General features: G+C 65.8%; 26 protein-coding genes and 1 pseudogene. 13 read left to right on the top strand and 14 right to left on the bottom strand.

The genetic code is table 11. The features are described from left to right. Positions 1-6 precede the first annotated feature (6 nt). The gene (locus tag G6N43_RS01405; protein ID WP_083151963.1) at positions 7-468 is read left to right on the top strand and encodes a nuclear transport factor 2 family protein; all 462 of its coding nucleotides are present in this window, start codon (positions 7-9) and stop codon (positions 466-468) included. Between the two features lie 3 nt (positions 469-471). On the opposite strand, the gene G6N43_RS01400 is transcribed toward G6N43_RS01405, so the two are convergent. After that, complete coding sequence (locus G6N43_RS01400; protein ID WP_083151966.1) at positions 472-720, bottom strand: hypothetical protein; 249 nt, start codon at positions 718-720, stop codon at positions 472-474. Between the two features lie 147 nt (positions 721-867). Continuing rightward, complete coding sequence (locus G6N43_RS01395; protein ID WP_083151969.1) at positions 868-1113, bottom strand: hypothetical protein; 246 nt, start codon at positions 1111-1113, stop codon at positions 868-870. A gap of 198 nt (positions 1114-1311) precedes the next feature. Between G6N43_RS01395 and G6N43_RS01390 the strand changes: the two genes are divergently transcribed. The 4 genes from G6N43_RS01390 (at position 1312) to G6N43_RS01375 (ending at position 4783) form a co-directional block, all read left to right on the top strand. Next, on the top strand, positions 1312-1863 hold the full coding sequence (locus G6N43_RS01390) for a YaeQ family protein (protein ID WP_083152050.1): 552 nt from the start codon (positions 1312-1314) through the stop codon (positions 1861-1863). A gap of 186 nt (positions 1864-2049) precedes the next feature. Next, on the top strand, positions 2050-2646 hold the full coding sequence (locus G6N43_RS01385; RefSeq protein ID WP_234810103.1) for a response regulator: 597 nt from the start codon (positions 2050-2052) through the stop codon (positions 2644-2646). Between the two features lie 2 nt (positions 2647-2648). After that, positions 2649-3833 (top strand): sensor histidine kinase, encoded by a 1185-nt coding sequence (locus tag G6N43_RS01380; RefSeq protein WP_083151975.1) that lies wholly within the window; start codon positions 2649-2651, stop codon positions 3831-3833. A 50-nt stretch (positions 3834-3883) separates the two neighbouring features. Further along, positions 3884-4783, top strand: coding sequence for an alpha/beta fold hydrolase (locus tag G6N43_RS01375; RefSeq protein ID WP_083151978.1), 900 nt, complete (start codon positions 3884-3886; stop codon positions 4781-4783). Between the two features lie 84 nt (positions 4784-4867). On the opposite strand, the gene G6N43_RS01370 is transcribed toward G6N43_RS01375, so the two are convergent. The 9 genes from G6N43_RS01370 to G6N43_RS01330 all read right to left on the bottom strand — a co-directional run bounded on the left by G6N43_RS01370 (position 4868) and on the right by G6N43_RS01330 (position 16468). Next, on the bottom strand, positions 4868-6010 hold the full coding sequence (locus tag G6N43_RS01370) for an acyl-CoA dehydrogenase family protein (protein WP_083151981.1): 1143 nt from the start codon (positions 6008-6010) through the stop codon (positions 4868-4870). Between the two features lie 82 nt (positions 6011-6092). Then, positions 6093-6986, bottom strand: coding sequence for a DUF4436 domain-containing protein (locus tag G6N43_RS01365; protein ID WP_179967951.1), 894 nt, complete (start codon positions 6984-6986; stop codon positions 6093-6095). Between the two features lie 91 nt (positions 6987-7077). Further along, the gene (locus tag G6N43_RS01360) at positions 7078-8676 is read right to left on the bottom strand and encodes a benzoate-CoA ligase family protein (protein ID WP_083151984.1); all 1599 of its coding nucleotides are present in this window, start codon (positions 8674-8676) and stop codon (positions 7078-7080) included. 237 nt (positions 8677-8913) lie between these two features. Then, positions 8914-10335 carry a benzoyl-CoA 2,3-epoxidase subunit BoxB gene (gene boxB, locus G6N43_RS01355; RefSeq protein WP_083151987.1) on the bottom strand — a complete coding sequence of 474 codons (1422 nt, stop codon included), beginning with the start codon at positions 10333-10335 and terminating at the stop codon, positions 8914-8916. A 5-nt stretch (positions 10336-10340) separates the two neighbouring features. Then, on the bottom strand, positions 10341-12062 hold the full coding sequence (gene boxC, locus G6N43_RS01350; protein WP_083152056.1) for a 2,3-epoxybenzoyl-CoA dihydrolase: 1722 nt from the start codon (positions 12060-12062) through the stop codon (positions 10341-10343). 212 nt (positions 12063-12274) lie between these two features. Continuing rightward, positions 12275-13099 carry a PaaX family transcriptional regulator gene (locus G6N43_RS01345; RefSeq protein ID WP_220100598.1) on the bottom strand — a complete coding sequence of 275 codons (825 nt, stop codon included), beginning with the start codon at positions 13097-13099 and terminating at the stop codon, positions 12275-12277. A 147-nt stretch (positions 13100-13246) separates the two neighbouring features. After that, a complete protein-coding gene (locus G6N43_RS01340) occupies positions 13247-13435 on the bottom strand; it encodes a hypothetical protein (RefSeq protein WP_133056555.1) in 189 nt (62 codons plus the stop codon). A gap of 69 nt (positions 13436-13504) precedes the next feature. Then, positions 13505-14944 carry a Re/Si-specific NAD(P)(+) transhydrogenase subunit beta gene (gene pntB / locus G6N43_RS01335; RefSeq protein WP_083151990.1) on the bottom strand — a complete coding sequence of 480 codons (1440 nt, stop codon included), beginning with the start codon at positions 14942-14944 and terminating at the stop codon, positions 13505-13507. A gap of 3 nt (positions 14945-14947) precedes the next feature. Then, positions 14948-16468, bottom strand: coding sequence for a Re/Si-specific NAD(P)(+) transhydrogenase subunit alpha (locus tag G6N43_RS01330; RefSeq protein ID WP_083151993.1), 1521 nt, complete (start codon positions 16466-16468; stop codon positions 14948-14950). A 104-nt stretch (positions 16469-16572) separates the two neighbouring features. On the opposite strand from G6N43_RS01330, the gene G6N43_RS01325 reads away from it, so the two are divergent. After that, positions 16573-17289: a DUF3159 domain-containing protein gene (locus G6N43_RS01325; protein ID WP_308206452.1), complete on the top strand. Its 717-nt coding sequence runs from the start codon at positions 16573-16575 to the stop codon at positions 17287-17289. Here the strand turns inward: G6N43_RS01325 and G6N43_RS30475 are convergent. Further along, positions 17274-17384: pseudogene (locus G6N43_RS30475) on the bottom strand (CAP domain-containing protein); the annotation flags it as partial. The gene G6N43_RS01325 and the pseudogene G6N43_RS30475 overlap by 16 nt on opposite strands. A 141-nt stretch (positions 17385-17525) precedes the next feature. On the opposite strand from G6N43_RS30475, the gene G6N43_RS01320 reads away from it, so the two are divergent. The 3 genes from G6N43_RS01320 (at position 17526) to G6N43_RS01310 (ending at position 20905) form a co-directional block, all read left to right on the top strand. After that, complete coding sequence (locus G6N43_RS01320; protein ID WP_083151996.1) at positions 17526-18185, top strand: TetR/AcrR family transcriptional regulator; 660 nt, start codon at positions 17526-17528, stop codon at positions 18183-18185. Positions 18186-18218: 33 nt separating this feature from the next. Continuing rightward, a complete protein-coding gene (locus tag G6N43_RS01315) occupies positions 18219-19985 on the top strand; it encodes an acyl-CoA dehydrogenase (RefSeq protein WP_083151999.1) in 1767 nt (588 codons plus the stop codon). 65 nt (positions 19986-20050) lie between these two features. Continuing rightward, positions 20051-20905, top strand: a complete 855-nt coding sequence (locus tag G6N43_RS01310; RefSeq protein WP_083152001.1) for a mechanosensitive ion channel family protein — start codon at positions 20051-20053, stop codon at positions 20903-20905. On the opposite strand, the gene G6N43_RS01305 is transcribed toward G6N43_RS01310, so the two are convergent. Then, positions 20892-22001 carry an alcohol dehydrogenase catalytic domain-containing protein gene (locus G6N43_RS01305; RefSeq protein WP_179967950.1) on the bottom strand — a complete coding sequence of 370 codons (1110 nt, stop codon included), beginning with the start codon at positions 21999-22001 and terminating at the stop codon, positions 20892-20894. The genes G6N43_RS01310 and G6N43_RS01305 overlap by 14 nt on opposite strands. Before the next feature lie 54 nt (positions 22002-22055). On the opposite strand from G6N43_RS01305, the gene G6N43_RS01300 reads away from it, so the two are divergent. The 4 genes from G6N43_RS01300 to G6N43_RS01285 all read left to right on the top strand — a co-directional run bounded on the left by G6N43_RS01300 (position 22056) and on the right by G6N43_RS01285 (position 24810). Next, positions 22056-23096 (top strand): alpha/beta fold hydrolase, encoded by a 1041-nt coding sequence (locus tag G6N43_RS01300; protein ID WP_083153129.1) that lies wholly within the window; start codon positions 22056-22058, stop codon positions 23094-23096. An 80-nt stretch (positions 23097-23176) separates the two neighbouring features. Continuing rightward, a complete protein-coding gene (locus G6N43_RS01295) occupies positions 23177-23869 on the top strand; it encodes a class I SAM-dependent methyltransferase (protein WP_234810132.1) in 693 nt (230 codons plus the stop codon). A gap of 22 nt (positions 23870-23891) precedes the next feature. After that, complete coding sequence (locus G6N43_RS01290; protein ID WP_083153124.1) at positions 23892-24347, top strand: acyl-CoA thioesterase; 456 nt, start codon at positions 23892-23894, stop codon at positions 24345-24347. A 16-nt stretch (positions 24348-24363) separates the two neighbouring features. Then, positions 24364-24810 (top strand): SRPBCC family protein, encoded by a 447-nt coding sequence (locus tag G6N43_RS01285; RefSeq protein WP_083153121.1) that lies wholly within the window; start codon positions 24364-24366, stop codon positions 24808-24810. A gap of 2 nt (positions 24811-24812) precedes the next feature. Here the strand turns inward: G6N43_RS01285 and G6N43_RS01280 are convergent, their stop codons facing one another. Further along, positions 24813-25505, bottom strand: coding sequence for a GntR family transcriptional regulator (locus G6N43_RS01280; RefSeq protein WP_083153119.1), 693 nt, complete (start codon positions 25503-25505; stop codon positions 24813-24815). Between the last annotated feature and the right edge of the window lie 24 nt (positions 25506-25529).

Below are 25529 nucleotides of genomic sequence, written 5' to 3'. Positions count from 1 at the left end.
CTGGGCATGACCGAAAGCCGCCCGCCGTACCCGCCGTTCACCGCCGAGACAGCCATCCAGAAGGTCCAAGCCGCCGAAGATGCGTGGAACACCCGCGACCCCGAGCGCGTCAGCCTGGCGTACACAGTGGATTCGCAATGGCGCAACCGTGACGTACACGTCGTGGGCCGAGCGCAGATCGTCGCGTTCCTGACGCAGAAGTGGCAGCGCGAGTTGGACTACGTGCTGCGCAAGAGCCTGTGGGATTTCCACGACAACCGCATCGCCGTGCGGTTCCAGTACGAATGCCACGACGCCGACGGCCAGTGGTACCGCAGCTATGGCAACGAGTTGTGGGAGTTCAACGCCGAGGGCCTGATGTCGCGGCGGGAGGCGAGCATCAACGACGTGAAAATCGAAGCGTCACAGCGGCGGTACTTCGGGCCGCGGCCGGAGTCGGAATACGGGGTGGAGATTCCTCTTTGGTGAAGGCTATTCGCCGGTCCCCAGGTCGATGATGAACCCGGTGCCGGCGTTGTAGCCGCGGTGGCGGGGGATCACGATGACGGGGGGATGGGCGATGGTGTTCGGGGTGGCGACCAGGCCCGGCCGAGGCTCGGGCTGATAGGAGTAGGTGCCTGCATTGGCCATCCCCGCCAGGCCCAGCGCGGCTCCGCCGAGAATGCCCGCGGTGACGGCGGGGAGTGCGATGTAGCGGGCGAAGCTGCGGCTGATGGTCATCTGAGCGTTCCTGTCGTTTAGGTCTTATGTGTTTTGGCGTTGAACCAACTATCGCCTGCGGTGGCGGCGAAGTCTGTCGGCTGATCGCTCTCTGACCTGGGGGATTCCGCTGTCCCCCGATCAGGGGACAGCGGAATCCCGGGGCGGTCAGCGGAGTTGGCCCGGCTCGAGCATGATCACGCGCTCGATGCCGTCGTGGTGCATGCCGGCCACGGCCGACGGGGCGGGGTGAGCCTTCACAACCGGTGGGGCAGGAATCGACGGACGCGGTGGCGTGTAGGTCCCCGCGCTCGCGGTGCCGGCCAACCCGAGCGCGGCTCCGCCGATGATCCCGGCCGAGACGACGGGCAGCGCGAAGAAGCGCGCGACGCGGCGAGTGGTGATGCTGTTCATCTGAATTCTCCTGTGTCACTTGATGTTTGGTACTTCTTGCCGGAGGTTTCCGGCGATGACACAAGCCTGCGACGTCGGCGCCGTGCTGTCTGTCGCGCAAAAGAACGGCACGCCGGATGAATCGCGTGTAGTCCATTCGGATGAAGGATCTCGACGCTTTACGTAGCTGTGGGCACGGCCGACCAGGGATACTGTGTCGTGGCTCTTTCGGCGACGGTCTTCAAGGTTGAACTCGGCGTCTCCGATGTCGACCACGGTTACTACGCCGATCACATGTTGACTGTGGCCCGTCATCCCAGTGAGACCGATGAGCGGATGGTGGTGCGGCTGTTGGCGTTTGGGCTGCGCGCGCATCGACTCGACGACGTCGACGGTGAGTTGGCGTTCGGGCCGGGACTGTCCACCCCCGGCGTACCGGACCTGCGCCTGGCTGACTACACGGGCCGGATCCTGGAGTGGATCACCGTCGGCCAGCCCGATGCACGCGTCCTGGGCAAGGCGGTCAGCCAGGCTGACCGGGTGCTGCTGTACCCCTTCTCATCCGGAGTGGCCACGTGGTGGCGCAACGCGGGACCCAGACTGGCGGGGCTGCCGAATTTGTCTGTGCTGCAGATTCCGCACCTGCCGGTGCAGCGGCTGGCCCAGGCGGTCGACCGGCGGGTCGCGGCACGGGTGATGGTGATGGAGGGTCAGGTCACGATGGGCCTGGGCGACGTCGACGTCAGCTTCACACCCGAGCCGCTGAAGTGAACACAGGAGCCGGAGAGGCGGTCAAAGCCGACCGTCGATCCGCTCCGGGGTCACCCGCACCACCGTCATTTCGGAGTGTCGAGGCGCTTTCGGCGGCATCCGCCAGGCTGCTGTGCGAAGCTTTGAGCTGTGTCGACAGGCCTGACCAGGGACAAAGTCCGGGTAGTGGTCGGCGATGATCACCCGATGTTTCGCGACGGTGTGGTGCGCGCGCTCGTTTCCAGCGGGTCGATCGAGGTGGTTGCCGAGGCCGATGACGGATTGTCGGCACTCGAGGCCATCCGCACGCATCTGCCAGAGGTAGCCCTTCTCGACTACCGAATGCCGGGCATGGACGGCGCCGAGGTCGCTGCGGCCGTCCAGCGCGATGAACTGCCGACGCGAGTGCTCCTGGTGTCCGCGCACGACGAGTCGGCGATCGTCTTCCGCGCGCTACAGGAGGGTGCCGCGGGATTCCTGCCCAAGGAGTCGAGCCGCTCTGAACTCGTGAACGCTGTCCTGGACTGCGCCAAGGGCCGCGATGTCGTGGCGCCCAGTCTGGCCGCGGGGCTGGCCGGCGAGATCCGCAAGCGTGCCGAACCCGAAGGCCCGGCGCTGAGCCCGCGTGAACGCGAGGTGCTGAAGCTGATCGCCGCGGGCAGCAGCATCCCCGCGATGGCCAAGGAGCTGTTTCTTGCGCCGTCCACCGTCAAGACCCACGTGCAACGCCTCTACGAGAAACTCGGCGTGAACGACCGGGCCGCCGCGGTTGCCGAAGCGATGCGCCGCAAGCTGCTGGACTAGCCGTGCTGGACCGCGTCGCCGGCTATTTCGCGAGGGAGCCTGTCCGCGTCACCGCGTTTCTGCGGCTGCCGCTCATCGCTCTGATCGCGCTGCTGGTGTGGACGTGGGAGGTCGACCACTGGCTGCCGGGCGTCTACGAAGTGGTGCTGGGCTTCTACGGCGCAGCCGCCGTGGTGTGGCTGATCGTCGTGTTGCAGGGCCCCGTGCCACGCTGGGCGGACTGGACCTCGACCGCCATCGACGTCCTGGTCGTGGTGGTGTTGTGTCTGGTGTCCGGCGGGGCGACCGCAGCGTTGCTGCCGGTGTTCTTCCTGCTGCCGATCGCGGTGGCCTTCCAGGACCGACCCATGCTCACCGCGATCCTGGGCACCGGCACCGCCCTCGGCTATCTAGCGGTGTGGATCGTGTACTCCAAGCGCGATGACCACGTCGGTCTGCCCGACATCGTCTACACGCACGTCGGCTTCCTGCTGTGGGCCGCAGCCGCCACCACCGCGCTGTGTCTGGTGCTGGTATGGCGGCGCGCGCGCGTCGCCAAGCTCCAGCACATCCGCCTGCAACTGGTGTCCGAGGCGATGCAGGCCGACGAGCGGCACAACCGGGAAGTCGCCGAGCACTTGCACGACGGACCGCTGCAGACCCTGCTGGCGGCGCGCCTCGACCTTGACGAGATCCGCGAACGCAATGACGATCCAGCACTCGAAGCGGTGCATGCCGCACTGCAGGAGACCGCCGCGCAGTTGCGCTCGACGGTCACCGAACTGCATCCTCAGGTGCTCGCCCAGCTCGGTCTTACGCCGGCGGTGCGAGAACTACTGCGGCAGTTCGAGGCTCGCGGCGACTACACGGTGGAGGCTGACCTCGAGGACGTCGGCAAGGTCGAGTCCCAGCAGCTGATGTACCGGGCCGCCAGGGAATTACTGGCCAACATCCACAAGCACGCGCGCGCGACGACTGTGCGGATGGGTCTGTCGCGGCGGGGCAACCGGATCGTGTTGACCGTCAGCGACAACGGGAAAGGCTTCGACCCGGCGAACGTCGAGGGTTATGTCGCCGACGGGCACATCGGCCTGGGGTCGTTGCTGGCGCGGTTCGATGGGCTGGGCGGATCGATGGAGATCAACTCCGTGCCCGGTCACGGAACGCAGGTGACAGCAACCTCGCCCCCGGAGCCGGTCAGCGAGTGAGGGTGAAAAATCATTGAGGACAACGGGGTAGAGGGAGTAGCGTCCGGCCGATGAAGTGGCGGATGATCATGATCGCCACTGTCATCGTCGTCGCGGCGCTGGCAGTGAACGCGTTCGTGGTTACGAGAGCCACGCGTTCGGCGGAGGCGTTCGACGGTGGCCGGGTGCTCCAGCTCGACGGCCCGGACCTGAACGTCAAGGAGTATGGCCCTCCCGGTGACCGCGCCGTCGTGCTGCTGCACGGGTATTCGGCCTCGGTGGAGTGGTGGAACCGCGTCACCGCGGCCCTGCTCGATCGCCGGGTCATCGCGATCGACCTCGTCGGGCACGGTGGTTCGGAGGCCCCCGCGGATGCCGCGCAGTACGGCATCGACGGGCAGGCGGAAGCGGTGCGACGGGCGCTGGATGCGCTCGGCGTCGAACATGCGATTCTGGTGGGCCATTCGATGGGCGGGCTGGTGGCGATCGCGCTCGCCGAACTGGATCCAGAACATGTTGAGCGTGTGGCGGTTTCCGACACTCCCGCCGCTGAGGACCTGGTGGACAAGCCCGCGCTCGCGGGTCTGGCGTGCGCTCCGCTCATCGGGCCTGCTGTGGACTTATTGCGGTCGTTGGATCCGGTCACCGACAGCTCGCTGCAGACGGGATTCGCCGATGACTACCCGGTGCCGGCGTTTGCGCATCGATCGCTGAAACAGCTGACGCACAAAGGCGTTTGCGAGTCGGGCAACCAGGGCGAGGAGCGCGATGCGGCCGACCGACTGGCGGGTCTCGGGAAGCCGGTGCTCGTCGTGTGGGGTGAGCGCGACGTGCTGGCACCGACCGCCGCCAACGTCGAGCGTTACCGCAGGGCGGGCCTGACCCCGAAGGTCATCCCCGGCTCGGGGCACAGCCCGATGGTCGAGGCGCCGGGCGCGTTCATCAACGCCATCACGGAATTCATCCAATAGTTTTTCCGGCGAGCAGACGCCAACACCCCCATTTTGGGGCCGATTTGGGGGTTTTCACGCCTGCTCGCGGGAGGGGTGAGCGGGTTAAGAGGTGACCAATCCGCGCGCGATGACCAGACGCTGAATCTGGTTGGTGCCCTCGAAGATCTGCATTATCTTCGCCTCGCGCATGTAGCGCTCGACACGGAAGTCACGTGTATAACCGACACCACCGAACACCTGCACGGCGTCGGTGGTGACCTTCATCGCGGCGTCCGTCGCCACCAGCTTGGCGACGCTGGCCTGCTCGGAGTAAGGCCGGCCCGCATCGCGGCGGCGTGCGGCATCGAGGTACGTCGCACGCGCGGTGGTCACGGCCGCGGCCATGTCGGCCAGCAGGAAGCCGAGCCCCTGATGGTCGATGATCTTGCGGCCGAACGTCGTTCGTTCGTTGGCGTAGCGGACGGCCTCGTCCAGTGCGGCCTGCGCCAACCCGGTGGCGACTGCGGCGATACCGAGCCGGCCGGAATCCAAAGCGCTGAAGGCGATCTGCAACCCCTGCCCCTCATCGCCGATGCGGCGATCGGATCCGATGCGGGCGTTGTCGTAGAACGCCGCCGTGGTCGGTACGGCGTGCAACCCCATCTTCTCCTCGGGCTTGCCGAAGCTCAGCCCCGGCAGATCGCCGGGCACCAGGAAGCAACTGATACCCCGCGAGCCCTCACCGGTGCGGGCGAACAAGGTGTAGAAGTCGGCGACACCGCCGTGGGTGATCCACGATTTCGACCCGTTCAGCACGTAATCGTCGCCCTCGGGTTTCGCCGCACACCTCAGCGCCGCGGCGTCCGAGCCCGCCTGCGGCTCCGAAAGGCTGTAGGCCCCGATCTGCTCGCCAGAGAGCATGCCGGGCAGCCACCGTTTGCGCTGTTCGTCGGTGCCGAACATCAGCAGCGGGTGTGACGACAGGCTGTGCACGCTGACCGCGACCGCCACGGCCGCCCACCGCGCCGCGATCTCCTCGAGCACCTGCAGGTAGACCTCGAAGGGCTGACCGCCCCCGCCCCACTCCTCGGGTTGCGGCAGACTCAAAAGACCGGCTGCGCCGAGCGCGGGGAACACGCCGTCCGGGTATGTTTCGGCCTTTTCGTGTGCGTCGACGACCGGGTCGAGCACCTTGTCGGCGATCTCCCGGGTCAGCGCGATCAGGTTTTCGGCGTCCTCGCTGGGCAGCAGCCGATCGACAGCCATCCGATGCCTCCCATGGTTGTGCGGATCGAAGTAACCATAGGCTTGGCCCGCATGGACCAGACGGGCGGTTCGACTGTGCCAGTCAGTTGCACCGGCGGTGCCAGGCGACGAAATACACGACCATGGCTGCGGTCAGCGCGACGAGGACCCACAACACGAGGATCTGATCGATCCACGCGCCGGGTGGGGGAGCGCCGGGCATGAAGCTCCGTATCGGAATGATCGCGAACAACGATGCGGCATACCACGTCCCGAACGGCGGCATGAACTGCTTCCGCCCGCGAATCATCTCGATCGACAGGAAGAGCGCGATCGCGGGCAGGGTTACCAGCACCAGGCACAAGCCGACATCGAAGGCGAGCGGGCCACGCGCGCGGCTCAAATGGATTGTCTGGTAATCGCCTTCACCGGAGGACTGGGTGGACGGTCCGCTGCGCGTGGTGCTGATGTCCCAGCTGTTGAGGTTGCCGGTCACTTCCACCCGGGCGGGTTGGAACTTGCGATCGTCACCGGAACCGACGATCACATCCGCCCGCACCGGACCGATTGTGTAGTCGTCGAAGGGCCAACTCTCGGGGTCACCGTAGGTTTCGAGTGTCGTGCTGATCTCTTGGGGCAAGCTCCCCGCGGGCGTTTCGAGGTCGCCGCCGATGCTGACCTCATCCACGAACAGGCGCACCGCGACGTTGGTGTTCACCACGTTGAGAGCCGGGTTCATGTATTTGTCGGCGGGGTAGACCATGACGTCCACGTCCAACTGGGTTTCCACCGTGCGGAGTTCTTCGAGGTCGACGACCACGACCGTGTCACCGCTCTCGCCGATGTCCGGTGGGGGTAACGACTCGGCCGGACCGGCGACGTAGTGGTAGCCGGCCAGCGCCGCGGCGTACACGACGATGATGATGAGCACCGTGCCGAAACTGGCCAGCCGTCCCCGCACGTCAGAGTTTGGCTTCGGCGGGGCGTCTACCGGCACGCTGGGGATCGTAATTCGATACTGCGCCCAAATCGGGGCGGCGTGCCGATACGAAATGCCCAGTGTGAGGGGAGGCCGTCGCCATGGTCCGCTAGGCCGTGACCACGTCTTCTTTCAAGACGTCGACGACCTGTTCGCGGAGCACATTGCGGCGAATCTTGCCGGTCGCGGTCTTGGGTAACTCCTCCATGACGACCACCGCACGTGGGCGCTTGAAGGCCGCGAGTTCTTCGCGACACCAGTCGACCAACTCGTCGGCCACCACGGACTGACCTGGCTGCGGGACCACGCATGCGACCGGTTTCTCGAGTCCTGCGGCGTCGGGCGCGGCAACCACGACCGCCTCCGCAACGTCAGGATGCTTCAGCAACCGCTCCTCGACCTCGGCTGGTGACACCCACATGCCGCCTGCCTTGAGAATGTCACCCGTACGTCCCAGACAGCTATATGAGCCGTCGTGGTTGCGAACGTAGGCGTCACCGGTTCGTAGCCATTCACCCTGAAACACTTGACGTGTCGTCGATGCGCGGCACCAGTAGCCGGTTGCGATGGAGGATCCGCGGAGGAACAGGGTGCCCGGTTGCCCGGGTGCATCGATAACGACGCCGTCTTCGTCACGCAGGTCGACGTGATACCCGGGCACAGGCACACCTGACGAGCCGGGGACAACCTTGCCGGGTCTGTTCGACAAATAGATGTGCAGTGCCTCCGTCGACCCGATTCCATCGAGGACCTCGAGTCCGAAGCGCCGGAGCAGGCGTTCGTAGAGCGGTGCCGGGAGCGCTTCACCCGCTGAAATACCTTGGCGCACAGTGGAGAAGGTGTCGTCAGGAATGTCGGACGACAACATCGACGAGTAAAAGGTGGGCACAGCGAAGAACAACGTTGGCCGTGCGGCTCGGATGCGCTCGGCGATGCCGGCCGGCGTGGGCCGTCCGCGCTCGAGAATGGTGGTCGCCCCCACCGACAGCGGGAAGAAGCAGGAATTGCCGATTCCGTATGCAAAGAACAGTTTCGCCACGGACAGGAACCGGTCCTGAGGCTGAATGCCGAGCACACCGACTCCGTAGCTTTCGGCAACCAACCGAATGCTTTCGTGACGATGCATCGCCGCCTTCGGCGTGCCCGTCGTGCCGGAGGTGTACAGCCACAGTGCTGGTGAGTCAGGCCAGGTGTCATAGGGCTTCGATGTCGGTCCGGCGCTGGTGAGCACATCCCATTGGTGTACGGCGACGCCTTGCGGCATATCAGAAGATGCGATCCCGTCGAACACGACGTCGGTGATCTCTGGCGCGGACGCTACGGCTGCCGACACCGCTGTGGCGAATTCCGTCGATGCGCACAGCACTTTCGCGCGCGAATCCACGAGCAGCTTGCCGAGTTCGACGCCCGTCAGCATCGTCGATACCGGCGCAGGCACGGCGCCCAGATACATGGCCGCGAGGATCGCGGTGAGCAGTTCGATGTCGTCGGCCATACACAGCACGACCCGCTCTTCGGGGCGCACACCCAGCCGCTGCAGACCGCCTGCGACATGGTGCACCGCGTCCGCGAGCTCTTCGTAAGTGAGGGTTCGCTTCGACGCGACAACCGCCGTCTGGGCGCCATGGCCTTGCCGTACATGGCGATCGACCAGGTAGTCCGCCGCGTTGAATAGAGCGTTCGATGGTGGCACCGACGATGTGTCCATCAATAACTCCCATCGGTTGCGCAACAGAACCGATCGCCGTCGATTGCGCACCGAGCACCGCTGCGGCGTAGAGGTCGGCTGGCAACGGACCTGGCGGTGGGCGCTGAAGCTTGTGCCGGGTAGCTGTTCAGCACCAGGAATATACTACGCAGCCCTCAATTACGTACAGATTTTTGTCAAATATTTACCTCGGGTGATAGCGACTGCGACGCACACTTCCGTGGCCGTTCTCGGGTGTCAGGTCAGGTAGACGTATTCGTAGTCGAAGGCCTTGCCGTTGATTCCCTGGACAGGCGGCGCCATCCAACTGGCGATCTTGCCGGGCTCGTAGACAGGCTGCATCAGCGATCGCACGAACGTCAGGTCGTTTTCGGTGGGCAGCCACTTGGCCTCGCGCTGCTTCCAGGTCTCCGCGTCGAGGATGTCGCCTGTCGGGCTGATGTGGCTGTCGGAATAGATCCCGACCGCGCGATTGAATCCGACATAGGGAAGCGTGAATTGGTAGTCGATCTCATTGTCGCCCAGGATCTTGTTCCACCGCTTGACCCCGCTTTGGCAGTCTCCGATGTATTCGCTTCGCAGGTCGAGGTTCAGTGCCAGCAGCGCAGAGAGCTGTTCTCTACTCGAGGTGCCGTCGGCGTTAGGGGATTCCAGGATTGCGGTGTCATTGACCAGTTGGTGGTCGTCGTTGCGCCGCTCCTCCTGCCAGCGGCCCTTCAGGCCCGCCGTGAAGTAATTCGCGGCGTTGGTGGAGGTTTCGCTGCCGAACAGATCGAGGGACACGCTGTAGTGGAAGTTGATGTACTTCTGGATGATCTCCAACGGAATACCGCCGTAGGCAGCGATGTCGAGCGTGTCATGCTCGCGAATCAGTTCGGCGCTGCGGGTTACGACGCGATCGATTCCGGTGGTGCCCACCATCATGTGGTGGGCTTCTTCTTTGAGCATGAACTCGCAGGTGCGTGACAGCGGATCGAACGCACTTTCCTTCAGTGTGCCCAGCTGATACTTACCGTCGCGGTCGGTGAAGTAGGTGAACATGTAGAACGCGAGCCAGTCGGCGGTCTTCTCGTTGAAGGCGCCGAGGATGCGCGGGGAGTCCGGGCTCCCAGAGTTGCGGTACAGCAAAGCCTCTGCCTCGTCGCGACCTTCCTTGCCGAAGTAGGCGTGCAGCAGGTACACCATCGCCCATAGGTGGCGTCCCTCTTCGACGTTGACCTGGAACAGGTTTCGCAGGTCATACAGGGATGGGGCAGTGAGGCCCAGTAGCCGCTGCTGCTCGACGGAGGCCGGTTCGGTGTCGCCCTGCACGACGATGAGTCGCTGCAGATCGGCACGGTGCTCGCCCGGAACCTGCTGCCATACCGGCTCGCCCTTGTTCTCGCCGAAGGCGATGCGTCGGTCAGGTTTGGGTTCGGCCAGGAAGATGCCCCAGCGATAATCGGGGACGTTGACGTGGTCGAAGTGCGCCCATCCCTCGCGGCCGACGGTGACCGCCGTGCGCAGGTACACGCCATGCGTTTTCAGAGTTGGGCCCATCTCGCCCCACCAGTTCAGGAACTTCGGCTGCCACCCCTCGAGCGCGCGCTGCAGCCGACGATCCGAGGAAAGGTCGACGTTGTTGGGGATCTTGTCCTCGTAGTTGATCGATATCGCCATGGCGCTCAGACCCGCTTCCTGTCGAAGTTCGCCGATTTACCGGTACCGTATCGCCGTAACGCTCCTTCTTCTCCGGATGCGTTGGGGCGGACGAAGATCCAGTTCTGCCAGGCAGACAGCCGGCCGAAGATCTTGGTCTCGACGGTCTCTGGTCCGACGAAGCGATGATTGGCCTCCATGCCGGTGCATGCGTCCGGCGACAACGCCGCGCGACCCTCGATCACAAGGCGGATCTCGTCCTCCCAGTCGATGTCGTCGGGCGCATCGGTGACCAGACCCAATTCGTCGGCCTGAGAAGGAGTCAGCAGGTCGCTGACCTCGTTGTCCCGTAACCGGTTCAAGTGATCGTCGTGTCCGTAGAACCGTGACTCCAGGCGCGAGATGCCGTTGCCCATCGGGAACAGGCCGAAGTTGGCGGCCGTCAGTCGCAGCTGCGCCCGCTCGTCGCTGTCCTCATCGTCCAGCGGAGGCCCATCGAGGATGTACTGCCGATCACAGGCCAATGCCAGTTCAGTCAGCATCCCGGAAAAGCAGCTGCCAGGCAGGATCTCGGCGATCAGGCTTCGACTGGTCACGTCCAGACGCTTGAGGACCCGCTTGTAGTACAGCAGGATCTCGTTGGCCAGCCAGTGCTCATCGGCATTGTCCAGCAGCAAGCGCTCGTAGCCGTCGACCACGGCGAGATCGCCTGCCGTGCGGATGATCCAGGTGCCGACGGCGGTCTCGTTGGTACGCAGACGAAGAATCAGGTCGTCGAGTTCACGGGTCACCGCCAGCGGCCAGAAGTCGGCACCCTGCGCGGCCGCCGCGTCCATGTCGGCCGGTGCCGGAGCCTGCGGCGCGTGCACGGTGATCGTCACCGCCGCGTTCGCACGGTCGAACTCGGCCGTCACAAAGTCATAGGCGATGCCGTCGGCGCTGATACTGCGCTTCAGCGGCGTCAGCTCGACGCCCTGGCCGTTCGACGGGCGCGACGAGCGGGAAGCCAACTCGGCGGCGCGCAGACGCGCAGACTGCTCGAACTGCCGCGGCGCAGCGAGCTCGTCAACCAACCCCCACTCCAGCGCGGTCTTGCCACGCAAACCGTCGGAGCGGGTCGCGAACACGTCCGCGCGATCCTTGCGCACCCACCGCTTGTCGACGACCCTCGTCAATCCGCCCGTGCCGGGCAGCACGCCAAGCAGCGGCACCTCGGGCAGCGAAACGGCCGATGAGTTGTCGTCGACAAGCAGAATGTGGTCGCAGGCCAACGCCAACTCATATCCGCCACCGGCACAGGAGCCGTTGACCGCCGCGAGGTAGATCTGGCCGGAATGCGCTGAGGCGTCCTCCATTCCGTTGCGGGTCTCGTTGGTGAACTTGCAGAAGTTCACCTTCCACGCATGCGAAGAAGCGGCCAGCATACGAATGTTCGCGCCCGCGCAGAACACCTTCTCCTTACCGCTGGTGACCACGACCGCCTTGATCTCCGGGTGCTCGAATCGCAGCCGCTGAGTGGCGTCATACAACTCGATGTCAACGCCCAGGTCGTAGGAATTCAGTTTCAGCTCGTAGCCGGGGACCATTCCGCCGTCCTCGGCGACGTCGAGAACCAGCCAGGCCACCTCACCGTCGAGGCGAAGCCTCCAGTGCCGGTACTGGTCGGGGTGGGTGTCGAACGACACCTCGGGCGACGAGGAGGTATCGGCGGGACCGGCCTCTGTCCTGACGGCGGTAGCGACTGACATGGATTCCTCCTCGGGGATCAGCAGCAGCGGGCCCACCGAAAAAGTACTACATATTGATAACGAAACACAATATTAGTGTCAAATATGTGGTGATGTGAAAGCTGCCGGGTGGTTGAGGAGTTCACCGTCAAAACCGCATCGGCCACTGTCCGCCGGCAGCCAGTCCGGCACCGTTGGCTGACCGCCGCGATCGTGCGTCGTTGGGCCCCCGGTTAATCCGCGTCAGCGGCGAGCTGACTCCATCTGCGCCGCGCCGGTTCCTGCCAGGCGGTGTGTTTGGATTCGAACAGCGATTTCGCCGCGGTCCCGCTCCAGTGCGGGGGCAGCAGCAACCGCGGCAACTGTGGATCCAGAAAAGGGAACCGACGCCATTCATGAACCAGGCGCAACTGGGCAACCAAGACGTCGTCGGCCGATCGTGGCTCCAAGTCAGAGAATTCCTCGATGAAGTCCTCGTAATGGCGCTCGACGTCCGCAAGGTCCCACGCCGCGGACACCATGTCGTTTTGGCTACCCAGGGCGCCGTACTCGGCCACGAACGACAATGCCTTGTCACCCAACTCGAGACCCTCGAAGATTGCCTTGGCCGCGGCCGCGGCGGATGTGTGTGGCGAGATCCACACGCCAGGCAATGGTGATCCAAATCCTGCCCAGCTCAACTGCGTTCGCACCTTGTGGCGTAGGGCGCGCATCGACTCAGGGATGGAGATCAAGACCACCAGCCATCGGCCGTCCCACGACGCTCCTTCGGACCCGAACGAATAGATTCGGTGCGCGCCCTCCTCCAGCAGCCCGCGACCGGCGTCGGTCAGTGACCACCGCACGCGCCTTCCGATGCGATCGGACGTCAACCATCCTTCTGCGGCGGTTCGCGCCAGCGCCTGGCGGGCCGATCCCTCTTCAATTCCCACCAGCCCGAGCGCACGTACCAGTGTCGATGTCCAGACCCGCTGACCGAACGGCAAGACGAATTCACCGAGGGTGGTCATCAGCAGCGAACGTGCACTGCCCTCCGCCACCTCGCGACGCCTGCTCACCGCAGGTTTTGCTCCCTGCGGCTCGCCGCCATTGCCCGGCGCTTTCGCCACGTTGCGCCTCCGCTCATCTTCGCCCGCTCAGTACATCGAGTGTCTCATCAACCGCCGGCGCTACGTCTCGCTCATCCGCTGGCGGTTCGTACGCGCTCATGGGTTCGACTTTCCCGCGTCCTCGAACAGCACCGCCGGGGCGAGAAGATCGACCCGCGGATGGGCTGACCTAGGCCCGTTGAGGGCGATCTTGGGGAGCCGCAACGCCTTTGACGAACTGGCGAGCATTCCATCGACTACACCGTCGACGGTCGATGAAGGCGCCGCGAGGTCGGTGACGGCCAAGACCGCACCGTAACGCAGGGCGCCCGGCCAAGCCTGCGAGAGTCCAGCCGAAGACCGCTCGCTAGTTATCTAGTGCGAGACCGTTTCGGAGAGCGCGGCGTTGATCGCGTCCACCCGGTCCTTCGCGTCACCGAACAGCATCTGGGTGTTCTGACGGAAGAACAACGGGTTCTGCACACCGGCGTAACCCGACGCCATGGACCGCTTGAACACGATGACATTGTTCGCGTTCCACACCGTGAGCACGGGCATGCCCGCGATCGGGCTGCCGGGGTCCTCGGAGGCCGCCGGGTTGACGGTGTCGTTGGCGCCGATGACGAGTACGACGTCGGTGTCGTCGAAGTCGTCGTTGATCTCGTCCATCTCCAGCACGATGTCGTAGGGCACCTTCGCCTCGGCCAGCAGCACGTTCATGTGGCCGGGCAGGCGTCCCGCGACGGGGTGGATGCCGAACCGGACGTTGACGCCGCGCTCGCGCAGCTTGCGCGTCAGGTCGGCGACACCGTACTGGGCCTGCGCGACGGCCATGCCGTAGCCCGGCGTGATGATCACCGAACTGGCCGACTCGAGCAGTTCGGCCGCCCCGTCGGCGGTGATCTCGCGGTGCTCGCCGTAGTCCTTGTCATCGGCGGGCCCGGCCTCGATCCCGAAGCCGCCTGCGATCACCGAGATGAACGAGCGGTTCATCGCCTTGCACATGATGTAGGACAGGTACGCACCCGACGAGCCGACGAGCGCGCCGGTGACGATGAGCAGGTCGTTGGACAGCAGGAAGCCCGAAGCCGCTGCGGCCCAACCGGAATAGCTGTTGAGCATCGACACCACCACCGGCATGTCGCCGCCGCCGATCGAGGCGACCAGGTGCCAGCCCAGCAGCAGCGCCAGCCCGGTGACCACCGCAAGCAGCCACAGCTGCGGGTCGATCACGAACCAGACGGTGAGCGCGGCGAAAACGACGAGCGCGCCGACGTTGAGGAAGTTCTTGCCGGGCAGCATCATCGGCGCGGACTTGATGCGGGCCGACAGCTTCAGGTTGGCGACGATCGAACCGGTGAACGTCACCGCACCGATGAACACGCCGATGACGACCTCGGCCGAATGGATGCCGAGCATGCCCTCCTGCGCGAGCTGCGCGGCCTCTGCTCCGGCCAGTTCGCCCTCCACATGCAGATAGCCGTTCCAGCCGACCAGCACGGCGGCCAGGCCGACGAAGCTGTGCAGCAGCGCGATCAGCTCGGGCATCCCGGTCATCTCGACGACCTTGGCCCGCCAGAGACCTATCGCGGCCCCGACGACCATGGCGCCGATGAGCAGCGCGAGACCAAGCGGTTCGATGTGGCGCGCCAAGGCAAGCGCGATCGTCGCGAGCAGCGCAACGGTCATCCCGGCGATACCGAAGGTGTTTCCGGCCCTTGATGTCTCGTGCTTGGACAGGCCGGCGAGCGCCAGGATGAACAGCATCGCCGCGACGACGTAGGCGGCGGTGGCGACGGTGGTGACGGAGAACATGATCTAGCTCCTCGTGAACATCGCCAGCATGCGGCGGGTCACCGCGAAGCCACCGAAGACGTTGATGCTGGCGAGCAGGATCGCCGCCGTTGCCAGCGCGGTGATGGCGGCATTCCCGTGGCCGATCTGCAACAGCGCGCCGACGACGATGATGCCGGAGATCGCGTTGGTCACCGACATCAACGGGGTGTGCAGCGCGTGGTGCACGTTGCCGATCACGTAGTAACCGATCACGATCGCCAACGCGAACACGGTCAGGTGGACCTGCAGTGCGGCGGGCGAGAGGGCGATGAGCGCGAACAGCACCGCTGCGGCGGTGAAGGTCAGTCCCAGTCGGCGCCCGATGGTCATCGGTTGTTTCGCCGGCTTGACCTCGACCGGCGCGGCAGCGGCCGCGGGCGCCGCGGACACCTGCACCGGTGGCGGCGGCCACGTGGTCTCGCCGTCGCGGACGACGGTCACCGACCGCTGGACGACGTCGTCGAAGTCCAGGGTCAGCTGCCCGTCCTTCTCCGGGGTGAGCAGCTTGAGCAGGTTGACCAGGTTGGTGCCGTAGAGCTGCGAGGCGGTGGCGGGCAGGCGCCCCGCCAGATCGGTGTAGCCGATGATCGTCACCCCGTTGGCGGTCACGACCGCCTCGTCCTTGACCGTGCCCTCGACGTTGCCGCCGTTGGCGGCGGCCATGTCGACGATCACGCTGCCCGGCTTCATCGACGCGACCATCTCGGCGGTGATGATCCGCGGTGCGGGCTTACCCGGGATCAGCGCCGTCGTGATGATGATGTCGACGTCCTTGCACTGGTCGGCGTACAGCTGTGCCTCGCGGGCCTTGTAGTCCTCGCCCATCTCCTTGGCGTAACCGGTCGCCGACACCTCTGCCGCGGCCGGATCCACCGCCAGGTACTCACCGCCGAGCGACGCGACCTGATCGGCGACCTCCGGCCGCGGGTCGGTGGCTTTCACGATCGCGCCGAGGCTGCCCGCCGCGCCGATGGCGGCCAACCCGGCCACCCCCGCGCCGACCACCAGCACCTTGGCCGGGGGCACCTTGCCCGCCGCGGTCACCTGCCCGGTGAAGAACCGGCCGAAGCTGTGTGCGGCCTCGACGACCGCCCGGTATCCGGCGATGTTCGCCATCGACGACAGCACGTCCAGCGACTGCGCGCGCGAGATCCGCGGAACGGCGTCCATCGCCAGCGCAGTGATGGGGCGGGCGGACAGCTTTTCCAGCAGCTCCGGATTCAGCGCCGGGGAGATCAGGCTGATCAGCGTCGCGCCGTCCTTGAGAAGTGCGATCTCTGCGTCGGTGGGTGCGTTGACCTTGAGGACGATGTCGGCGGACCAGGCATCACCGATCTCCGCCCCTGCGTCTTCGTAGGCGGTGTCGGCGAAACTGGAGGCAGCGCCTGCACCCGACTCGATGACGACGGTGTAGCCCAGTTTCAGGAGCGCACCGACGGTCTGCGGGGTGGCGGCCACCCGCGTTTCACCCGCCTGGGATTCGCGCGGTATCCCGATGATCATCCGGAAAGTCTCCCATCCACCTCTTCACGTCCGGCGTGCCCCTCCGGCGGTAAGCGATGCGCTTACCCCCGCATCCAGCCGCCCGCCCGAGGCGGGGCCCACCAATGGAAACGTCTTCGACCCCGCCGATGCTTGCCTCGCACCCCGGCCTCGACGCCCTGTTACACGTAAAGTACGACGGAATGAAGGCGATGGCCGAATCTCGTGCGCCGGGAGCGGGGCTCTTGGTTCGCGCCGGTGGGGTGCGCGGTCTGGTGTACACGGCGGCGCCGGTGACCACCTTCGCGGTGACGAACTCGTTTGCCGGCCTCAGCCCGGCGATCATCGCCGCCGTCGGCGTCGCATCTGTCATCCTGGCGTGGCAGCTGCTGCGCCGAGAGTCCGCCCGGCCCTCGCTGTTCGGGTTCGCCGGGGTGACGTTGTGCGCGGCGTTCGCTTTTATCACCGGCAGGGCCAAGGACTTCTATCTGCCGGGGATCTGGATGTACCTCGGGCTGGCGATCGCCTTCACCGTGTCGCTGGTGATCCGCAGGCCGCTCGTCGGTGTGGTGTGGGCGTGGTTGACGGGCCGCGACGGCAGCTGGCGTCGCATGCCGCGGGTGCGGTCGGCGTTCGACATCGCCACAGCCGTGATGGCCACGGCGTCCTGGGCGCGGTTTCTGGTGCAGAACTACCTGTACGGTACGGATCAGGAGGGATTGCTCGCGACGGCACGCATCGCGATGGGCTGGCCGATCTTTCTCGTCACCTCATCGGTGATCTACGTCGCCGTCCGAGTGGCGATCAGGGCGCTACCGCGCGTGGCTCACACCGGGGGATAGGCGGGCGGCGGATAGACACCGCGAAGAATCCAGGCGAACCAGTTGATGCCGTATTCCAGCTCGTCGCTCGCGTCATAATCCGGGTTGGGATCCACGTCATCACCTCTCGCGTCGCGGCTGGTTCCTGCCGAGTCTAGACCCGCCGACCCGGTGGCAACAGCCTCACCGCATAAACTAGCCAACCAGTTGATTGATACCCCCCGGACGCGCTCCGGGCCTGCACAGAGTGAGCCGCCATGAACGCCTCGTCACCGGGAGCACCCAGCAATGGGATGTCGCGGCGCGAAGAGCTGCTGGCCGTCGCCACCAAGCTGTTCGCCGCCAGGGGTTATCACGGCACCCGCATGGATGACGTCGCCGACGCCGTCGGCCTGAACAAGGCCACCGTCTATCACTACTACGCAAGTAAGTCGCTGATCCTCTACGACATCTACAAGGGTGCCGCCGACTTCACGGTGGACGCGCTGCACGACGATCCGACGGCGTCTGCCCGGGAGACCATCTACCACTTCACCCGCCGGCTGCTGGTGGGCATCGCCAGCGATATCGAGCGCGCGGCGGTGTACTTCCAGGAGGGCCCGTACATCACGGAGTGGTTCACCGAGGAGCAGGTCGCCTACATCCGGGAGAAAGAGGCCCAGGTCTACGAGCATGTGCGCGACGTGATCGACCGCGGTATCGCCAGCGGGGAGTTCTACGACTGCGACAGCCATGTGCTCGCGCTCGGCTACATCGGGATGACGCTGGGTTCCTACCGCTGGCTGCGGCCGCACGGTCGGCGCACCGCGGAGGAGATCGCCGTCGAGTTCAGCACCGCGCTGTTGCGCGGGCTGATCAAGGACGAAGCGGTGCGCGAATCGCAGCCGTTGGGCGTCAACATCAGCGTGGTCAACTAACCGCCAGGGCACCGTCTCGGCGAGGATGGGTGAATGAAGTCCAATCTGCTGTCGCGCCAAGATCTCGACTTCCTGCTCTACGAATGGCTGCGGGTCGACGAGCTCACGAAGCGGGATCGCTTCTCCGAGCATTCCCGCGAGACGTTCGACGACGTACTTGACCTGTGCGAGCAACTCGCGACGCGGTACTTCGCACCGCACAACAAGAAGAGCGACGCCAACGAGCCCACCTTCGACGGTGAGAGGGTCACCGTCATCGGTGAGGTGAAGGAGGCGTTGGACGCCTTTGCCGAGGCCGATCTGCTCGGTATGTCGATGGACGCCGAGTTCGGCGGGGCCCAGCTACCCGTGACCGTCTCGCAGGCCGGGTTCGCGTGGTTCTACGCCGCCAACATCGCGACATCGGGATACGCGATGTTGACCGTCGCCAACGCGAATCTGATCTCGAAGTTCGGCACCGCCGAACAGGTCGACAAGTTTCTGCGGCCGATGCTGGCGGGCCGGTTCTCGGGGACCATGGCGCTGTCGGAGACGCAGGCCGGATCGTCGTTGGCGGACATCCTCACCCGGGCCGAACCGCAGCCGGACGGGACGTACCGGCTGTTCGGCTCCAAGATGTGGATCTCCGGTGCCGAACACGAACTCACCGAGAACATCGTCAACCTCGTGCTGGCCAAGATCCCCGGCGGACCGCCGGGCACCAAGGGCATCTCGTTGTTCATCGTGCCCAAATACCTTGTCAACGACGACGGTTCGCTCGGCGAGCGGAACAAGGTCGCCATCGCCGGGCTGAATCACAAGATGGGCCAGCGCGGAATCACCAATACCGTGCTGAACTTCGACGGCGCCGTCGGTTATCTCGTCGGCGAACCGCATCAGGGCATCAGGTACATGTTCACGATGATGAACGAGGCGCGCCTCGGCGTCGGCATGGGTGCGGTGGCGCTGGGTTACACCGGATACCTCAAGTCGTTGCAGTACGCACGCGAACGGCCGCAGGGCCGTCCACTCACGGCGAAGGATCCGACCACACCGCAGGTGCCGATCATCGAGCACGCCGACGTCAAGCGAATGCTGTTGGCGCAGAAGGCGTATGTCGAGGGTGGCTTGGGGCTGCTGCTGTACTGCGCCAAACTCGTCGACCTGCAGCACAGCGCGGAGAGCGACGAAGAGCGCGACGCGGTGACGCTGTTGCTCGACATCCTGACACCGATCGGCAAGAGCTGGCCGTCGCAATGGTGTACGGAGGCCAACAGCCTGGCCATCCAGGTCCACGGCGGCTACGGCTACACCCGGGAATACGACGTCGAACAGCACTACCGGGACAACCGGCTCAACCCCATCCACGAAGGCACCCACGGCATTCAGAGCCTGGATCTGTTGGGCCGCAAGGTGACCCAGCGTGGCGGCGTGAGCCTGGCGGCGCTGGGTGCGGCCATTGCGGCGACGGTCGAAGCCGCGACGGCCGAGGGCGGTGACGCCGCCGAACTGGCCGAAAGTCTCAGCGCGACATGGCAACGGCTGGTCGACGTGACGACCGCGATGTTCGCGTCCGGCGACATCGAGGCCGCGCTCGCCAACAGCGTGGTGTACCTCGAGGCGTTCGGCCACATCGTCGTCGCGTGGATCTGGCTGGAGCAGGTGGTGGCTTGCACCGGTCGCACCGGAGATTTCTACGACGGCAAACGCCAGGCGGCGCGGTACTTCTTCCGCAGCGAACTGCCCAAGACCGGACCGCAGCTCGATCTGCTGGCGGCGCTGGACCGCACGACGCTGGAAATGCGCGACGCCTGGTTCTGAGCCACCGTGCGCCGGTTCACATACGTGTTTGATCATGCGGGGCGAACGGGAAGCCGGTCCCCGTTATGCCTCCAACACTTGAATCTCTCACGGACTGGCTGCTGACCAAGGGCGTGCACATTGCCGCTGTGCTGCTCTTCGCAATGATCGCCACCAGGCTGATCCGGTTCATCGCGCGTCGCCTCAGCAAGCGACTCGACCGCGGGGACACCAACGATGCGGTGCTGCGTCCGGAAAGTGTGAAACACCGGCGAGCCGTCGCCTCAGTGATTTCGTCGGTGGCGATCGCGGTGCTGTACATCGTGGTCGGCATCGACATCGCCAACCAGCTCGGCCTGCCGATCGGGTCGCTGGTCGCGCCCGCCGCCGTACTCGGTGCCGCGTTCGGTTTCGGCGCCCAGCGCATCGTGCAGGACCTGCTCAGCGGCTTCTTCCTCATCACCGAGAAGCAGTACGGATTCGGTGACCTCGTCGCACTGACCGTCACCGCGGGCGGCGAGGCACGTGGCACGGTGGAGGACGTCACCCTGCGCGTCACCAAACTGCGGACCAGCGACGGTGAGGTGTTCACCGTGCCCAACGGACAGATCGTCAAATCGCTCAACCTGTCCAAGGATTGGGCCCGCGCGGTGGTCGACGTCCCCGTGCCCACCTCGACGGACCTCAACGTCGCGAACGACGCATTGCGCGAGGTGTCGACGGCCGCCATGCGCGACCACCGCCTTGCCGATCTGCTGCTCGACGAGCCGCAGCTGATGGGTGTCGAAAGCATCGAGAAGGACACCGTGAACCTGCGGGTGGTGGCGCGCACGCTGCCCGGTAAGCAGTTCGAGGTGAGCCGTCGGCTGCGTGCGCTCATCGTCTCGGCGCTGCGGCGCGCGGGCGTCGCGAACGCCGAAGCCGCGGCTAGTCGAAACTGATGATCTGACGCACGGCCTTGCCGTCGGCGAGCTGATCCATACCGGTGTTGATGTCATCGAGCCCGATCGTCGACGACACCAGCGACTCGACCGGCAGCCGGCCCGCGCGCCACAGGCCGACGAAGTGCGGGATCTCCCGCGACGGCACGGCTGAGCCGAGGTAGCTGCCGATCAGCGAACGGCCCTCAGCCACAAACCCCAACGGCGACAGGTTGATTCGCGCGTCGGGCCGGGGGAGCCCGACGCAGACGGTACGGCCGCCCGCGGCGGTCAGGTCGACGGCCGTCTCCACCGCCTTCGGATGGCCGACGGCCTCGATCACGACGGCTGCCTTGATCCCGGCCTCACGCGCCTCGTCCGGGGTGTAGGCCGCATGCGCACCCATGGTGCGCGCCAGCTCGAGTTTGGTAGTCAGCTGGTCGACGCCGATGACACGGACGTCGTCCCGCGCGAGAGCGGTGAGCACCGCCGCCATGCCGACGCCGCCGAGTCCGACGACGATCACGGTGTCGCCTTGACGCGGTCGTCCCGCGTTGATCACCGCACCGCCGCCGGTCAGCACGGCGCATCCGAGCAGCGCCGCGACCTGGGCAGGCACGTCGGCGGGTACCGGAACGACCGAGCGCCGGTCGACGACGGTGTGGGTGGCGAAACCCGAGACGCCGAGGTGGTGATGGATCGGCTGTCCGTCGCGCGAGAGTCGGCGATCACCGCCCATCAGCGTGCCCGCCGCATTGGCAGCGCTGCCGGCGACGCAGGGCGTCAGCCCGTTGGTCGCGCACGCCTCGCACTGGCCGCACCTGGGCAGGAAGGTCATCACCAGTCGCTGACCGGGGTGTACGTCGGAGACCCCGGGTCCGGCCTCCTCGACGACCCCTGCCGCTTCGTGCCCGAGCAGCATCGGCACCGGACGGACACGGCTGCCGTCGACGACCGACAGGTCGGAATGACACATGCCTGCCGCCTCGATCCGGACGAGGAGTTCATTCGCGCCGGGTGGTGCCAGGTCGAGGTCGTCCACGGCGATCGGCCGCGATTCGCCGTATGGGCGGTCCAGTCCGATCTGTTCGAGTACGGCGCCGCGGATTCTCATCACTACAGCCTGCCCGTTACCATGCCGAAGCCGACAGTCCCCACTTACGCTGCGGAGATGCTGGCTCGCTCCGAGATCCGGTTTCTGCCCGTCGGTGGACGCCGGGTGGCCTACGAGGTGCGCGGTAGCGGTCCGCCGTTGGTGGCTCCGGCGTGGTGGGTGAGTCATCTCGAACTCGACTGGCAGGACGCCGACTTTCGGCGCTTCTGGGAGGGCATCGCCGACGGATACACCTTGATCCGGTACGACCGGCTCGGGGTCGGCATGTCGGACCGCACGCTGCACGATTCCGATCTGACGCTCGACAGCGAGGTCGCGGTGCTGCGCGCGCTCATCGACGAACTCGGGCTCGAGCGCGTTTCGCTCATCGGCGGCTCGTCGGGGAGTTGCACCGCAGTCGCGTTCGCCGCAGCGTTCCCCGAACGCGTCCAACGGATTGTCCTCTACGGGTCGTATGCAGATGGAACGGTACTGACGCCGCCCGGAGTGGGCGACGCGATATTGGCTGCGATACAAGCACATTGGGGCCTGGGGGCCCGTCTTCTCGGGGATATCTTCCTCGGCGGGGCTACCGCCGACGAGCAGGAGCGGTTCGGCCGGTTGCAGCGTGAGTCGGCGACGGCCAACACCGCCGCGGCGGTGTTGGCTCTCGTCTATCGGCTCGACGTTCGTGATCAGCTGCCGCTCGTCCGCTCGCCAACCTTGGTGGTGCACCGGCGCGAAGATCGTGCCGTGCCCTACCGGCTCGGACGCGAGGTCGCGGCCGCGATTCCGGGCGCGACATTCATCCCGCTGACGGGAAGCGCGCACTTCCCGTGGCACGGTGACGCCGATGCCGTCGTCCGCGCGTGCCGCGAGATGCTGGCACCGGGACAGGCGCCACCGCAGCAGGTGGGCGACGACGAGCAGGTCCTGTCGGTCCGTGAGCGCGAAATTCTGGCGTGCATCGCGCGCGGTCTCAACGATCGCGAGATCGCCGAGCAGCTGGTGCTCAGCCCGCACACCGTGCACCGCCACGTCGCCAACATCCGCCGCAAGCTGGGGCGCACCTCGCGAACCGCCGCCGTAGCAGAGGCTGCGCGGCTCGGACTGCTGTGAGATAGCCGAAAGCGGCCATCGGCAGAAAATGGCCGTATTCGGCGATGCGGGCGCGACGTCGTCACTCCTACGTTTGCGCCATGACTGAAATCGCTGACATCAAGCCGGGTGTCGAATTGCCGAAGCCACCGTCCGCCGCGTGGTTGCAGGTTTTCGCCGCCGTCTATGACCCCCTGCTGTGGCTGGGTGAACTCCGGGGTATGCGCCGCCGGCGCAGAGAGTTGCTTGCCGACGCCTACGGCCGCGTCGTCGAGATCGGGGCCGGCACGGGGCTGAACCTCGCGCACTATCCGGAGGCGGTCACCGATTTGCTGCTCACCGAACCCGAGCCGGGGATGCGCAAGAAGCTGTCGCGCCGACTGCATCGAAACAGTTGTCTCACAGGCGTTGTCGACGCTCAGGCCGAACGGCTGCCGTTCGCGGCCGAGTCCGTGGACACCGTCGTGTCGACGCTTTGCCTATGCACGGTGGACGATCCCGATCGTGCGTTGCGTGAAATCGCCCGCCTACTTCGACCCGGCGGGCAGTTGCTGTTCATCGAGCACGTGCGTGCGAACTCGCGTCGACTGGCGGCGTTTCAGGACAAACTCGCCGAACCGTGGCGCCACTTCGCGGGCGGCTGCCGCTGCAACCGCGACACCGTCGAGCGCATGCGCGCCCACGGTTTCACCGTCGAGGTCCGCGAGGCCGTGTGGCGTGGCATGCCCTCCGTCGTCCACCCACTCGTCATCGGGCGTGCGACAAGAGGGGAGAGCGTGAACGCAGACTGCTAGGTGGGACTGCCAGACTGCTCGCATGAGCAGTAGCGAGCGATCGCTCACCAGCGCCGACTTTCCCGTGCACTGGCCGGTGACCACCCGATGGACCGACAACGACATGTTCGGCCACCTCAACAACGCGGTGTACTACGAGCTGTTCGACACCGCGATCAACGGGTGGATCAACACCACATGCGACATCGACCCGCTCACCGTGCCGTGGCTTGGCGTTGTCGCGGAGTCGGGGTGCCGGTACTTCGCCGAACTGCGTTTCCCTGCAACGCTTTTCGTTGGTGTGGCGGTCACCCGGTTGGGCAACAGCAGCGTGACGTACCGGTTGGGGTTGTGGCAGGACGCTGCGGCCGGTAAGGCCGATGCACCGGCGGCCGCGGTCGGACACTGGGTGCACGTGTACGTCGACCGGGTCGGCCGCAGACCGGTGCCGGTACCGGAGGTGATCCGCTCCCTGCTCGAAAAGGCGCGTGTCGAGTAGCCGATATGCTCGGGCGATGCCGTTCGTCAGCAAGACCGTCGAGGTCGCCGCCCCCGCCGAGGCGATCATGGGGATCGTCGCCGACTTCGAGTCGTATCCGCTGTGGAACGAGGAGATCAAGGGCAGCTGGGTGCTGGCGCGCTACGACGACGGCCGGCCCAGCCAACTGCGTCTCGATGTCGTCGTCCAGGGGCAGTCGGGGACGTTCATCACCGCGGTGTACTACCCCGGCGAGAACCAGATCCAGACGGTGCTACAGCAGGGCGACTTCTTCGAGAAGCAGGAGCAGAAGTTCTCGGTGGTCCCGATCGGGGCGACGTCGCTGCTCACCGTCGACTTGGACGTCGAGACCAAGCTGTCGATCCCGAGCCAGCTGGTCAAGAAGGCGATCGGTGACACGCTCGACTATCTGGCGGGCAATCTGAAGGCCCGCGCCGAGGAACTCTCAACCGGCGAATCCTGACGTCAGCCCCACAGCTTCGTCTCATTGAGCAGGGCGATCAGCCGCTGCGCGCCATCGGTGAACTCGCCACCGGTCAGCCTGACGACGGTGTCCACATCGCCGCGGCGCAGCGCAGCGATCGTCTCGCGGTGCGCGGCCACGGCGGCGACGCCCCACTCAGGATTCGCCGCATAGATCTGTCCCGGCAGGTAGCGCGCGACATGCAACAGGAAAAACGCGAGCTTGATGCGGCCCGTGGACCTGTTGAACGCCCGGTGGAATGCGAACTCCGCCACGGCGATCTCTTCGGGGTCGTGCCGTTCGACCGCGGCGGCCAGCTCCTCGTTGAGCCTCTCCAGCTCGTCGATCTCCGCCTCGGTGATCCGCTCGGCGGCGCTGGCCGCCAACTCCTGGGCGATGGTGGCCTGCAACCAGAAGATGTCGTCGATGTCGTCACGGGTCAGCGGGAGGACCAGGTGCCCCCGATGGGGTTCGAGCGCCACCATGCCCTCGCCGCGCAGGGTGCGCAGTGCCTCGCGGACCGGCGTGATGCTGACGCCGAGGGCCGCGGCGGTCTCGTCCAACCGGATGAACGTGCCGGGCCGCAGGACACCGGTCATGATGTCGGCGCGCAGCCGCGCAGCCACCTCGTCGGACAGCTGTTCGCGCCGCACCGCGCGCCGGGGCCGGGGCCGGGGTCTGGAGGGTGCGTTCACGGGATTCTCCGGTCATTTTGGCGT

It is taken from the genome of Mycolicibacterium moriokaense (genome assembly GCF_010726085.1).
Classification (GTDB): domain Bacteria; phylum Actinomycetota; class Actinomycetes; order Mycobacteriales; family Mycobacteriaceae; genus Mycobacterium; species Mycobacterium moriokaense.
This window is presented reverse-complemented; position numbering and strand designations above follow the sequence as displayed.

What these genes read in the sequence shown, in the direction of transcription:
- pntB (WP_083151990.1), bottom strand. Translation starts at nt 14,944, where the DNA reads ATGTTCTCCGTCACCACCGTCGCCACCGCCGCCTACGTCGTCGCGGCG.
- G6N43_RS01395 (WP_083151969.1), bottom strand. Translation starts at nt 1,113, where the DNA reads ATGAACAGCATCACCACTCGCCGCGTCGCGCGCTTCTTCGCGCTGCCC.
- G6N43_RS01385 (WP_234810103.1), top strand. Translation starts at nt 2,050, where the DNA reads ATGTTTCGCGACGGTGTGGTGCGCGCGCTCGTTTCCAGCGGGTCGATC.
- G6N43_RS01405 (WP_083151963.1), top strand. Translation starts at nt 7, where the DNA reads ATGACCGAAAGCCGCCCGCCGTACCCGCCGTTCACCGCCGAGACAGCC.
- G6N43_RS01370 (WP_083151981.1), bottom strand. Translation starts at nt 6,010, where the DNA reads ATGGCTGTCGATCGGCTGCTGCCCAGCGAGGACGCCGAAAACCTGATC.
- G6N43_RS01285 (WP_083153121.1), top strand. Translation starts at nt 24,364, where the DNA reads ATGCCGTTCGTCAGCAAGACCGTCGAGGTCGCCGCCCCCGCCGAGGCG.
- G6N43_RS01330 (WP_083151993.1), bottom strand. Translation starts at nt 16,468, where the DNA reads ATGATCATCGGGATACCGCGCGAATCCCAGGCGGGTGAAACGCGGGTG.
- G6N43_RS01300 (WP_083153129.1), top strand. Translation starts at nt 22,056, where the DNA reads ATGCTGGCTCGCTCCGAGATCCGGTTTCTGCCCGTCGGTGGACGCCGG.
- G6N43_RS01295 (WP_234810132.1), top strand. Translation starts at nt 23,177, where the DNA reads ATGACTGAAATCGCTGACATCAAGCCGGGTGTCGAATTGCCGAAGCCA.
- G6N43_RS01360 (WP_083151984.1), bottom strand. Translation starts at nt 8,676, where the DNA reads ATGGACACATCGTCGGTGCCACCATCGAACGCTCTATTCAACGCGGCG.
- G6N43_RS01320 (WP_083151996.1), top strand. Translation starts at nt 17,526, where the DNA reads ATGAACGCCTCGTCACCGGGAGCACCCAGCAATGGGATGTCGCGGCGC.
- G6N43_RS01400 (WP_083151966.1), bottom strand. Translation starts at nt 720, where the DNA reads ATGACCATCAGCCGCAGCTTCGCCCGCTACATCGCACTCCCCGCCGTC.
- boxC (WP_083152056.1), bottom strand. Translation starts at nt 12,062, where the DNA reads ATGTCAGTCGCTACCGCCGTCAGGACAGAGGCCGGTCCCGCCGATACC.
- G6N43_RS01290 (WP_083153124.1), top strand. Translation starts at nt 23,892, where the DNA reads ATGAGCAGTAGCGAGCGATCGCTCACCAGCGCCGACTTTCCCGTGCAC.
- G6N43_RS01375 (WP_083151978.1), top strand. Translation starts at nt 3,884, where the DNA reads ATGAAGTGGCGGATGATCATGATCGCCACTGTCATCGTCGTCGCGGCG.
- G6N43_RS01310 (WP_083152001.1), top strand. Translation starts at nt 20,051, where the DNA reads ATGCCTCCAACACTTGAATCTCTCACGGACTGGCTGCTGACCAAGGGC.
- boxB (WP_083151987.1), bottom strand. Translation starts at nt 10,335, where the DNA reads ATGGCGATATCGATCAACTACGAGGACAAGATCCCCAACAACGTCGAC.
- G6N43_RS01315 (WP_083151999.1), top strand. Translation starts at nt 18,219, where the DNA reads ATGAAGTCCAATCTGCTGTCGCGCCAAGATCTCGACTTCCTGCTCTAC.
- G6N43_RS01325 (WP_308206452.1), top strand. Translation starts at nt 16,573, where the DNA reads ATGGAAACGTCTTCGACCCCGCCGATGCTTGCCTCGCACCCCGGCCTC.